Genomic DNA, 12,089 nt, shown 5'->3' on the forward strand with positions numbered 1-12,089 from the left:
CACGTCTTGCCCCGGTCGCAGGAAGCCAGGAACTTCGCGTTGCGGCACTTCATGGCAAACCCGGCCGCCGCGAAGTTGATCTCCCCTGGACACGGCTTTGCGTCCACGTCCTCCCAGGCGTAGGTGTCGGGCTCCTCGATCGTCCATGTCTCGCCGCCATCGGTGCTCCTCGCAAGCACGGCCCGGGACGGCTTGTCCCTGTCAATCGAGTGCCCCACCTGGTTGTCCTTGAAATGCCCAACGTTAAAGCCGACGAGTATCTCGTTCCCCCAGCACCACACACCATTGTTGGCCGGCCAGCCAGCGAACCGCTCGGACGCCCTGTACACAAATGCGTGCCTCATCTGCGCTCCCTCCGTCACGACGTTCCCGGTGCTGCATGCGAGGACGACTACCGCGGGAGCCGCCGCCTGCGCCGCCATTCGGCGCCTGCCGCCGTCCGGAACCTACGGCCCGATGACTTCGACGCCGCCCATGTAGGGGACGAGCGCCTGCGGCACGCGGATGCTGCCGTCGGGCTGCTGGTAGTTCTCCATCACCGCGATCATCGTCCGCGGCAGCGCGATGCCGGAGCCGTTGAGGGTGTGCACGAACTGCGGCCGCGCGCGCGCCCGCGGCCGGTAGCGGATGTTCATCCGCCGCGCCTGGAAATCCCCGAAGCTGCTGCATGACGAGCACTCGAGCCACTCCTCGACGCCCGGCGCCCACACGTCGAGGTCGTATTTGATCGCGGCGACGAAGCTGAGGTCCGCGGTGCACATCTGGTTCACGCGGTACGGCAGCTCCAGCCGCTGCAGGATATCCTCCGCGTCGGCGATGAGCTTCTGCAGCTCCTCGTCCGACGTCTCCGGCGCGACGTGCTTGACCAGCTCCACCTTGTCGAACTGATGCCCGCGCTTGAGGCCGCGCGTGTCGCGCCCCGCCGCCATCTTCTCGCGCCGGAAGTTCGCGCTGTACGCGACGTGGCGGAGCGGCAGCTGCGCCGCCTCCAGGATCTCGTCGCGGAACAGGTTGGTCACCGGCACCTCGGCGGTCGGGATGAACCACATGTCGTCTTCGTCGTCGTGGTACAGGTTGTCCGCGAATTTCGGCAGATTGCCGGTGCCTTCCATGCACTCGCGGCGCACCATGTACGGCGGGTAGATCTCGGTGTAGCCGTGATCGTTGACGTGGACGTCCAGCATGAACGTGATCAGCGCGCGCTGCAGCCTCGCGCCGAGCCCGCGCAGGACGTAGAACCGCGTGCCCGACACCTTGACCCCGCGCTCGAAGTCTATGATGCCGAGTTCCTCGCCGAGTTCCCAGTGCGGCTTGGGCGCGAAATCGAGCGCGCGCGGCTCGCCCCACGTGCGGACGATCACGTTGTCCGCTTCGCTGTCGCCGACGGGGACGTTGGGATGCGGCATATTCGGCACCAGCAGCAGCTGCTCGTCGAGCTGCGCCTCGACCTCGCGCAGATCGTCTTCGAGCTCCGAGATGCGGTCGCCGAGGTCGCGGCTGTAGGCGATGAGCCTCGCGCGCTCGCCCGCTTCCGCGCGCGCGACCTGCTGCGACCGCTCGTTGACCTGCTGGCGCAGCTTCTCGACTTCGGTCAGCAGCGCGCGGCGCTTCTCGTCGGCCGCGAGGAGGTCGTCAATCGGCGCATCCTCGTGCAGTTTCTTCAGCGCCTCGCGCACTTCGTCGGGATTGTCGCGGATGAACTTGAGGTCGAGCATGTCGCCTCCTCGCAGATCTATGTATGGCGCGGCTCGTCCGCGTCAGCACTGCCGCGCAGGAGCCGCGAACGCCTCAGATCACCGTCACCAGGCGCTGGGCGCGCTCGTACAACTCGAGCGGCACGGTGCGGTTGCGCGCCAGCGCCCGCTCCAACTCGACCGGCACGATGTCGCCGCCGCGGCTGGCGACCATGTAGTCAAACTTGCCGTCGGCGAGCAGGTCCACCGCCGCCATGCCCATGCGCATCGCGAGCAGCGCGTCGAAGGCGCTCGGCGGGCCGCCGCGCTGGAGGTAGCCGACCACCATGTTGCGCGGCTTCGCGCCGGTCAGCTCTCGCAACTCGTCCATCATCGGGAACGTCACTCCGCCGGCCTTAGCGTGGCCGAAGACGTCAACCTCGCCGGCGATCTTACCGGTCTTCAGCTCTACGCCTTCGGACACGGCGACCATCGAATAGGGGTGTCCCGCCTCGCGGCGCTTGCGCAGGTGCGCGGCCAGATCCTCGAGGTCGAGCGGTGACTCCGGCACGCACAGGTAGTGGGCGCCGCCGGCGAGGCCGGCGTAGAGGGTGATCCACCCCGCGTCGCGCCCCATCAACTCGACGAGCATGTCGGTGCGGTGGCTGTAATTGGTGGAGTGCAGCCGGCGCATCGCCGTCGCCGCGATGTCCACCGCGCTGTCGAAGCCGATGGAGTAGTCGGTCTCGCCGATGTCGTTGTCAATGGTCTGCGGGATGCCGACGGCGCGCAGGCCCATGCCGCACAGCGTGTGCGCGACGCCGAGGGTGTCGTCGCCGCCGATCGCGATCAACCCGTCAACGCCGAGGCGGTCCATGTTGTCGAGGGCTTTCTGCGGGCCGCCCTCGATCTTCACCAGATTGGTGCGCGAGGTGTGGATGAGTGTCCCGCCGGTGTAGGCGTGCGGCTCGACGGCGGCGGGGGTCAGTTCGACATAATCGCCCTCCGCCACGCCCGCCCAGCCGCGGCGAAAGCCGAGCACCGCCATCCCGCGCACCGCCGCCTCGCGCGCGACGGCGTTCAGGCAGTCGTTGATCGCCGGGGAGTCGCCCCCGCCGGTCATGACGCCGATTCGGTCCATGACTCACCTCTTCGTGGGCCCTGCTTCCGTGTCCCGAAGCGGGCCGGCGGTCCGCCATCACATGGGACCCGCCGCGCCGCAACGCCGCGCCGCTATCGCTTGCGCAGCAGGTTCGCGTCGCGGCGCAGCAGCCACTGGCGCAGGTCGCGGTAGGGCAGGTCGCGTGGAGCGATGCCCTTCCGCGCGGACATCGCCGCCGCGATCCCCGCCGCCTGGCCGAGAGCCATGCAGATCGGCATGATGCGCAGCGCCGCCTGCGCCTCGTGCGTCGCCGACACCGAGCGCCCCGCGACGAGCAGGTTGTTGACCCGCTTCGGCACCATGCACCGGTACGGCAGGTCGTAGCTGTCACCCCGTGGCGGGTGCTGGATGACCGTGCCGCCGCCCGCCGGATTGTGGATGTCGATGGGATAATTCCCGCGCGCGACCGCGTCGTCGAACTTCCGCGCCTCGAGAATATCCTCGCCGGTGACGACGTATTCACCGACGATGCGGCGGCTCTCGCGCACGCCGATCTGCGGCGCCATCGTCTGCAGATACGACTTCTCGAAGCCCGCCACGCGCGACCTGAGGAACGCCACCATGTCCCGCACTTGCCGCCGCGCCTCGACTTCCGCCGCCGTCAGATCGGCCGCGTCGACCCCGCTCCGCTGCACCACCCGCGTGGTGTTGAAGTGCACCACCCGCGGCGCGGGGACGAAGAAGAACAACACGTTCTCGCGCGGGTTAGTGACTTCCCCCGCCTCCCGCGCCGCGTCATAGAGGCGGTTGAGTTCCTCCCGCGGCGGCATGCGCTCGATGTCCACCTCCGCGATGCGGAAGCACAGCGTCATCGGCTGCGTCAGGCCGTCCTCGTCGCGGCCGACTTTGCACGGCACGCGCGCTCGCGCGGCGAGGTCGGCGTCGCCCGTCGCGTCAACGTACACCCGCGCGCTGAGGCGTTGGGTGCCCGACTTGTTCTCCGCCGCGACCCACTCGATAGCGCCGCGCTTGACCGTCGGCTTGCCGAGCCAAGTATGCAGGAGCAGGTTCACCCCCGCCTCGCGGCACATGTCGTCGGCGACGAACTTGAAGGCCTCGGCGTCGAAGGCGAGCGACGTGCGCGGGCTGCTCCACCCGCCCGCCGCCTTGAGGCGCTCGATGACCTCCTCGAGCACTCCCTCGATGATCGGCTTGCCCGCGATGTGGAAGCTCATGAAGGGGTTGACCAGCCCCGCCGTGGCCATGCCGCCGAGGAAGCCGTAGCGCTCGACGAGCAGCGTGCGCGCCCTCATCCGAGCGGCGGACACCGCGGCAGCCAACCCGGCCGGGCCGCCGCCGGCGACGAGCACGTCCCAGATCTCGGGCGCGGCGCCAGCCGCCTCGGCGCGCCGGCCCATCACCGCCGGCGCCGCCGCCATCCCCAGCGCGCCGAGCGACGCCCGCTTCAAGAAGTCCCGCCGGCTGAACTGGGACAGGTGCAACACCGCAGCATCTGCCATCATCCTCTCCTCCGGCACGTCACGCCGTCCGCGCCGCGACGGCCGCTGAGACTCCTAGTCCGACGCCCTCTCCTGGTCGCGGCGCGCACCGATGACATCTTCGTAGATCTGCATCAGTTCCTTATCGAACAGCGTGCGCTTGCGCTCGACCGCCCACTGGCGGATGCGCTCCAGCACCAGCGCGGCGACGTCGTCGCTGAGCGCGATGCCGTACTCCGAGAACTTGTTCTTGATCGCGGCGGAGCCCGAGTGCTTGCCGATCAGAATCTGCCGCTGCAAGCCGACCTCTTCGGGCGAGAACGCCTCGTAGGTCATCGGGTTCTTGAGGATCCCGTCGGCGTGGATGCCGCTCTCGGCGGCGAACACGTTGGCGCCGACGATGGCCTTCCAGATCGGGATGTCGCGCGCGGACGCCTTGGCCACCAGCTCGCTCAACCGGCGCAGCTTGACCGTGTTGACCGGCATCTCGAGCTTGTGCAGGTGCCTCAGCGCCATCGCCACCTCTTCGAGCGCGGCGTTGCCCGCGCGCTCGCCGAGGCCGTTGACCGTGGTGTTGACGAACGTCGCCCCGGCGCGGATGCCGCACAGCGCGTTGGCGGTGGCGAGGCCGAAGTCGTTGTGGGTGTGCATCTCGACCGGCAGCCCGGTGCGCTCGATCAACTGCTTCACGTTCTCGTAGATGGTGAAGGGCTCCATGATGCCCACGGTGTCGCAGTAGCGCAACCGATCCGCCCCGGCTGCCTTTGCCGCCAGGCCGAACTGCACGAGATAGTCCATGTCCGAGCGCGACGCGTCCTCCGCGTTGACCGAGACGTGCCGGATGCCCTGCTCCTTGGCGTGCACCGCATTGCCCGTCATCGCCTCGATCACCCACTCGCGCGTCTTGCCCAGCTTGTGCTCGATGTGGATGTCCGACGTGGAGATGGATATCGCCACCGCGTCCACGCCGCAGGCGACCGCGGCGTCCACGCTCCCGCGCACCGCCCGGCACCACCCGAGCACGCTCGCCTGCAGGCCCATGTGCGCCATCTTCTCGATGCTCGACTGCTCCCCGCCCCCCATCTCCGGAATGCCCGCTTCGATCTGGTGCACCCCGATCTCGTCGAGCATCTTCGCGATGTCGAGCTTCTCCTGGTTAGAGAAGACGACTCCCGCCGTCTGCTCGCCGTCGCGCAGCGTCGTGTCCACGATCTTGATCGCATCTGCCGCCGCCGAATAGAACCGCTCCATTGTCATCCTCCTCTCGGCCGGGCGTCACCTCGCCGGCCGTCATCCTGACCGAAGGGAAGGACCTCCGTCGCGCGAGACCCTTCGCTCCGTCCAGGGCGGCACGGCTAGGGCTCTATCGTCTCAGTTGTCCGGCGCATCGCCCTCCAGGCGCTGGCGCAGCAACTCGTTGACCGCCTTCGCGTTGGCGCGGCCCCGGGTGGCTTTCATCACCTGGCCGACTAGGAAGCCGAGCGCCTGCTTGCGCCCCGCCCGGTAATCCGCCACGCCGTCCGGGTTGTCGGCAAGCACGCGCTCGACCGCCTGGTCCAACTCCCCCTCGTCTTTGATCTGCGCCAAACCGCGCTCCTCGACGATCTCGTGGGCGGCGCGGCCGGACTCGAACATCTCCGCGAGCACCCCCTTGGCTGCGTTGCCGGTCACGGCGCCCTGCGCCACCAGCCGTACCAAGCCCGCCAGCCGCTCCGGCGCCACCGGCGCGGCAGCCGGTGAGATCCCGCGCTCCTTCAAGTGCCGCAGCAACTCGCCGGAGACCCAGTTGGCCACCGCCTTCGGCTCGACGCCGTGGCTCAACACCGCCTCGAAATAATCCGCCAGTTCCCGATCCGCCGTCAGGATGCCCGCATCGTAACGGGACAACCCGAGCTGCTCGACGAATCGCCCCCGCCGCGCGCGCGGCAATTCGGGCAGTTCCCCGCGCACCCGTCCCAGCCATGCCTCGTCAATCACCAGCGGCACGAGATCCGGCTCCGGGAAGTACCGGTAGTCCTGCGCTTCCTCCTTCGAGCGCATCGCCGCGCTGACGCCCGCCGCCTCATCCCACAGGCGCGTCTCGCGCGCCACCGGTTGGCCCTCGCGCAGCAGCTCCTCCTGGCGCACCACCTCGTGCTCCAGGCAGCGCAGCACGGTGCGGAAGGAGTTGAGGTTCTTGATCTCCACCCGCGCGCCGTACTCCGCCGACCCCGCCGGTCGCAGCGAGATGTTGGCCTCGAAGCGCAGGCTTCCTTCCTCCATGCGGCAGTCCGACACGCCGAGGTACATCAGCAGGTCGCGGACGCCGGTCATGTACGCCGAGACCTCCTCGACGCTGCGCAAGTCCGGCGCGCTGACGATCTCGAGCAACGGCACCCCGCAGCGGTTGTAATCCACCAGGGAGTAGTCGTCGCCCGTGCCCTCGGGGTGGACGAGCTTGCCGGTGTCCTCCTCGAGGTGCACGTCGTCAACGCCCACCCACTTCGACGCGCCGTCCGCCTCGATCTCGAGCCTGCCGCCGCGGGCGAGCGGCCGGCGCTTCTGGCTGATCTGGTAGTTCTTGGGCAAATCCGGGTAGTAGTAGTTCTTGCGCTCGAAGATGCACGGGCTAACGATCTCGGATTCCAGCGCGAGGGCGACGCGCAGCGCGTAGTCCACCGCTGTCTCGTTGAGCACCGGCAGCACGCCGGGCAGGCCGAGGCACACCGGGCACGTCTGGCTGTTCGGCCGCGCGCCGAATCGCGTCGAGCAGCCGCAGAACACCTTCGACTCCGTCTTCAGCTCGGCGTGCACCTCGAGCCCGATGACCGGCTCGTAGGCGGCGACTTCCACTTGTTCCGATCGCGTCATCCGTGCGTCCCGCTCGCCTCGGGCGTGGTGAATCCCCACATGCATCGACCGAGGACCGGTATTCGCCGCGCAGGCCCCGGTTTCATTCTCCGCCGGTGGCACAATGGGGGCGCACGGCCGAGGTCGGTCGTGCGCCCCCATGACTCGCGTTGCCACCAGCGCCCGCGGGCGCTTTGATATCGGGCGCAGTCGGGCCTACTCGATCCCCTTCTGCTGCTTGGCCGCCGCTACTGTGTTCTTCATGAGTATTGTGACCGTCAGCGGCCCGACCCCGCCGGGCACGGGCGTGATGTACGCCGCGCGCTCGGCCGCCGGCTCGAACTCGACGTCACCAACGAGCTTGTCGCCCACGCGGTTGATGCCCACGTCCACGACGATCGCGCCTTCCTTAACCCATTCGCCCTTAATCAGGCCGGCCTTGCCTACTGCGACCACCAAGATCTCCGCGCGCTTGACGTGGTCGGGCAGCACGCCGCGCTCGCCGGTGCCGATGTGGCAGATCGTGGTCGTCGCGAACTTGTCCACCAGCAGCAGCGCAACCGGCTTGCCCACGATGTCGCTGTGACCGACCACCACGACCTCCTTGCCGTAGAGGTCCACGCCGGTCGAGTTGATCAACTCGACGACGCCCAGGGCGGTGCACGGGGCGAGCACCGGGCGCCCGAAGACGACCCAGCCCATGTTGGCGGGCGAGACGCCCTCGACGTCCTTGGCGGGGTCAATCAGCGCCTGCAGCGCGCGCGCGTTAAGCCCCTCCGGCACCGGCATCTGCAGGATGATCCCCGTCACGCTAGGATCGGTATTGAGCTTCCCGATGAAATCGGCGACGAACTTCTGCGACGACTCGGCGGGCAGTTCCTCCAGCCGATAGCTGATGCCCAGCTTGTCGGCGGTCTTCTGCTGCTGGCCGACGTACACGGCACTGGCCGGGTTCTCGCCGACCTGCAGCGCCACCAGCGAAGGCGTGATGCCCTGCTCCTTGAGCGCCGCGACGTCCGCGCCCACCTCTGCCCTGATGCGCTCCGCGATGGGCGCGCCCTTCAGCAATTCCGCTGCCATTTGATACCCTCCTATTCTGTAGGCCGCTACTTGCGCACGGCCGCCATTACGTGCTGCCACACTTCCGCCCGCACTTTCGCCGCGCGCTCCACGAGCGGCGTCAGCTCCCGCCGCACCTGCTCGTTGTACGCCTCGTTCCTGATGCCGGCGAGGTTGATCTCGACGTTGAGATACGCCGCCTGCAGCGCCGCCTCGGCGAACACCACCGCGACGCCGACGTCGCTGATCAGGTTCGCGCTTCCCTTCGCCGCGAGCTCGGGGCACATCGAGAGCACCTTGTCACACGCCTTCACCACCTTGTGCGGCACTTGCGCCGCGACCTCCAGCGCCGCCTGAATCGCCTCGGTGCGCGCGGCTTTCTGCTCCGCAGTCTCCCGCGGCAAGCCGTACGCGCTCGACACCTTCGAGTACACGTCCATATCCGCCTGCACCAGCTTGGACAGCTCCCCGCGCAGCGCCTCGGACTGCTCGAGCAGCGTCTTCACGTCATCCTCGACCTCGCGATAGGCCTCTTTACCCACGGTGAAGTTCGCAACCATGCTCTCGAGCGCCGCGCCAAGCGCGCCGACCAGCGCCGCCGCGCTGCCGCCGCCAGGCGCCGGCAGCTTCGCCGCCAGGCGATCCAGGTACTCGCCCATCGGCTCTCGTATCGCATCTGCCATGTCAGCTCTCCTCCGGTCGTACGCGTCGCCCGCTTCTTCGCCCCGGCGCGGCGCGGCCGGCGCCGAGTCAGTCCTTCTGGGGGCTCCGCGTGATTTCCACTTCGGCGTAGTCCATCAGGCCGCCGACCGGCACTTCGGACTTGCGCGTGCGCACCACGACCTGTTGCGCCCCAAACTTGTCGAGCAGCCGCTGCGCGATGTCCTCCGCCAGCGCCTCCAGCAAGGAGTACTGCTTGCCGCCCTCGATCTCGCGAATCAGCGCATAGACCTCGGCGTAGTCCACCGTCTTGGTCAGGTCATCGGTCGTGCCCGCCGGGCTCAGGTCGAGCGTCAGCTCGACATCAATGTAGAACTTCTTGCCCATGCGGCGCTCTTCGCTGTGCACGCCGTGGTAGCCGTAGAAGCTCATGTTGACCAGTCGTATCTTATCCGCGTTCATGTGGTTCGGCACCTGCTTGGCCACCCCGCGTTCTCTCTCGGAGCGCGCGCTTCACCGCGCCGGACCGCAGGTGATGATCCGCTTTTCCGTGACGACCCAGCCCACCGGGAGGTCGCGATCCTCGCGCGGCACGCGCTCGATCATCTGCGCCTCAAAGGCCACGCCCACCGCCGCCGCCCGCACCGCCAGGCCGGCCAGCAGGCGGTCGTAGAACCCTCCCCCGTATCCGAGCCGGTATCCCTGCTCGTCGAACGCCAGTCCGGGCACCAGGATGATGTCCGCGCGCGCGGGATCGAGCGGCGGCGCATCCGCATTCGGCTCCAGGATCTCGAACGGACCCGCCACCAGGTCGTCCCCGCTCCCCCGCAGGCGCCGGAAGTCGAGCCGCTTCTCCCCGAGCAGCGTGCGCGGAGCGCCCACGGTCTTCCCAGACGTGAGGGCGCGAGCGATGAAGGGCTCGGTGAGCACCTCGCTGCGAGTGGAGAGGAATGCGAGGATGGTCCGCGCCTGCTCGAATCGTTCCCATTCGGTCAGGCGCCGAGCGATGTCCGCGCTCTTCGCGATGCGTTCCGGTTGCGGGATGGCGTCGCGGACCGCGGCGATTCGCTTGCGCAGCGCCGACTTGCTCTCCAAACTCGCCCCCGTCAATCACGCGCGGCGGCGTGCGAGTCACGGGCCCGCGCGCCCGGCCGCTTCGCCTCCGCCTGTCGCCTTTCGGCACGTAACGGCGAGTATACTACAAGCCTGTATCGTTGTAAAGGAACGGCGCTGCGGAGGTGCGGGGCTGCCGAGTATTCGCCTGAAGCGCCAGGGGCGGCTCCTGCGCCGGCGCGCCATGCCAACGCAACCTAATCACGCCCGACGCAGGACCCGGTGGCCGTCCCCGATCGACGGCGAGCGTTCCGGCTCGCCCGCGCGCCTTACTTGGCTCACGGCCCGAACATGGATGCCCGCGGTGCCGGGCCTCCAGGCGAGGTCTCGTCCTCCTCTTCGCGCTCCACTCTCGGCGTGAGGCTCGCCCCTTTGCGCAGGAATACGAGATAGTCGCCGAATCGCGCCACTCGCTGATACTGCCTGGCGACATACCCGATGATCACCGACTCCGCAACTACATCGCGCTGCCACGGCGCATCAGCCACAGCGACCACGGCCATCCGCAGCTTGTCCGACTCCATCCCCACCACCGCTTCCGCGGCGTCCCCCGGGGCCACGTTCCCAGCATACCAATAGTCAAGGCGCGTCGCATGCGGCCGCTCGGCAAGGAAATAGATCGCCGGAGATGCGGGGCCGCAGAGCAGCGCTTCACCGGGCAGCGTGTGGCGCTGCACGTACTCCACAAGTTTCTCCACACTGTGGGCCGCGCGCTCGGGCAGATAGGCTCCCCCGGCCGCAGCGACCTCCACCGGCCTCCAACCCGCGGGCGGCGCCACCATCGCCCGCGTCTGCGCAATCTCCTCGAGTCTGCCTGCCGCCGGCCGACTCCAGCCGAGCAACACCACGGCGGCGCCGATCAACACCAACGCGGCCGCGGCCGACCTGAGCACCCGCAGATGATCCCACGGTGGCCAGCCGACGACCGACTGCGCCGCAGCTTTTGTCGCCCACCCAAACAGCCACACGGCCAGCATGTACGCGGCCGGCGCCGACCATGCCAGATGGTACGGATCCGCAGTCCCCAGCGACCACCACAACGCGATCGCCCCGAAGACGATCATGGTCAACGCGACAAAGTCCGCCTCCGACAGGCGCCGCGCGGCCAGCCGCCACAGCAGCAACCCCGCGCCCACCGCGTAAACGCTCCCGAGGATCCGCGCCCCGGCGTCTTCCGACGCAGGTCGCAACAGACGCGTCACCTCCCCGCGCGCTCCCGCCAGCAGATCGCCTCCCATGGGAGCGAGCGCCCCGCGGGAGGCGAAGTAGAGCACAATCGGCGCCCAGACCACCGCGATTCCGAGCGCGAAGGGCGCCAGCGCCCATCCACCCAACGCGAGGTCCACATCCGTAGAGCCGACGCGCCGCATGACAAAGGGCTGCTGCCGCAGGGTGAGCATGACCACGACGGCGCCGGCCGCGGACACCCCCAGCATCACGTCGAACGCTGCGGCCAGCCCGGTCAGCGCGCCCGCCAGGGCCCAGTTCGCCCTGCGGTCGCCGCTGCGCGCGAACCCGACGCCGATCGCGCACAGGGCGAGAAACGCAGCCACGCTCCCTTCTCCCGTGAGACCGACGAGTGCCGCCGCCACGAATGCGATCCCGGCCGGCATGACGCGCTGGGACAGGTAATACACCGCGAGCGGCAGCAGCACCGGGCCCACGCCGAGAGCGATTTTGCCGACCACGAGGGTCTTGCCGACCGCGGCGAACATGCCCGCGTGCAGGTAGGGCGCGCCCGGCGGGAAGACACTTCTCAGGTCGCGGTACAGGATGTCCCCGGCCACGATGGCCTGAGCTGCATGGGCGAGCAGCCCTTCCTCCGGCGCCGCCAGGCCGTCGTAGAGATGCAGCATGTGCCATCGCGCCGCCAGCGCAATCAGGATGACCGGCGCGAACACGCGGCCGACTACCGACAGCGCTCCCGCGACGGCACTGATCCGCCGCGCGAACTCGCTCGACCCCGCCGCCGACAGCTGGCGTCGAGCGATGGTTGCCAGCAGCGCCGCTTTCCCCACACCCACCGCCGCAACCGCAGCCCAGAACAGTCGGAAGGCGGCGCGCTCGGCGACAGGCAGGATGATGACGGCCCACAGCAGGAGGAGCGGCAGGTAGGTCAGCGCATCCGCGCTTAGCGCCGAGCCCCAGGTTCTC

The 12,089-nt window shown here is 68.7% G+C and carries 11 protein-coding genes; all 11 read right to left on the reverse strand.

Going from position 1 to position 12,089, the window contains the following annotated elements:
- The coding region (locus tag JSV65_11775; protein UCH33250.1) for a hypothetical protein at positions 1-344 on the reverse strand (344 nt) is incomplete at its 3' end.
- A gap of 102 nt (positions 345-446) precedes the next feature.
- Positions 447-1,715 carry a serine--tRNA ligase gene (gene serS / locus JSV65_11780; protein ID UCH33251.1) on the reverse strand — a complete coding sequence of 423 codons (1,269 nt, stop codon included), beginning with the start codon at positions 1,713-1,715 and terminating at the stop codon, positions 447-449.
- Between the two features lie 73 nt (positions 1,716-1,788).
- On the reverse strand, positions 1,789-2,814 hold the full coding sequence (locus JSV65_11785) for an ATP-dependent 6-phosphofructokinase (GenBank protein ID UCH33252.1): 1,026 nt from the start codon (positions 2,812-2,814) through the stop codon (positions 1,789-1,791).
- Between the two features lie 92 nt (positions 2,815-2,906).
- Complete coding sequence (locus tag JSV65_11790) at positions 2,907-4,298, reverse strand: FAD-dependent oxidoreductase (protein UCH33253.1); 1,392 nt, start codon at positions 4,296-4,298, stop codon at positions 2,907-2,909.
- A 51-nt stretch (positions 4,299-4,349) separates the two neighbouring features.
- Positions 4,350-5,525: a homocitrate synthase gene (gene nifV, locus JSV65_11795; GenBank protein UCH33254.1), complete on the reverse strand. Its 1,176-nt coding sequence runs from the start codon at positions 5,523-5,525 to the stop codon at positions 4,350-4,352.
- 120 nt (positions 5,526-5,645) lie between these two features.
- Entirely contained in the window at positions 5,646-7,124 is a 1,479-nt protein-coding gene (gene gatB, locus JSV65_11800; GenBank protein UCH33255.1) for an Asp-tRNA(Asn)/Glu-tRNA(Gln) amidotransferase subunit GatB, read from the reverse strand.
- Positions 7,125-7,319: 195 nt separating this feature from the next.
- Positions 7,320-8,183: a bifunctional 5,10-methylenetetrahydrofolate dehydrogenase/5,10-methenyltetrahydrofolate cyclohydrolase gene (locus JSV65_11805; protein UCH33256.1), complete on the reverse strand. Its 864-nt coding sequence runs from the start codon at positions 8,181-8,183 to the stop codon at positions 7,320-7,322.
- Positions 8,184-8,209: 26 nt separating this feature from the next.
- Positions 8,210-8,845 carry a cyclodeaminase/cyclohydrolase family protein gene (locus JSV65_11810; GenBank protein ID UCH33257.1) on the reverse strand — a complete coding sequence of 212 codons (636 nt, stop codon included), beginning with the start codon at positions 8,843-8,845 and terminating at the stop codon, positions 8,210-8,212.
- 67 nt (positions 8,846-8,912) lie between these two features.
- A complete protein-coding gene (folB, locus tag JSV65_11815; GenBank protein UCH36767.1) occupies positions 8,913-9,284 on the reverse strand; it encodes a dihydroneopterin aldolase in 372 nt (123 codons plus the stop codon).
- A gap of 51 nt (positions 9,285-9,335) precedes the next feature.
- Complete coding sequence (locus JSV65_11820) at positions 9,336-9,917, reverse strand: 5-formyltetrahydrofolate cyclo-ligase (protein ID UCH33258.1); 582 nt, start codon at positions 9,915-9,917, stop codon at positions 9,336-9,338.
- Between the two features lie 296 nt (positions 9,918-10,213).
- On the reverse strand, positions 10,214-12,089 hold a 1,876-nt coding region (locus JSV65_11825; protein ID UCH33259.1), incomplete at its 5' end, for a hypothetical protein.

The organism is Armatimonadota bacterium (assembly GCA_020354555.1).
GTDB lineage: Bacteria > Armatimonadota > Hebobacteria.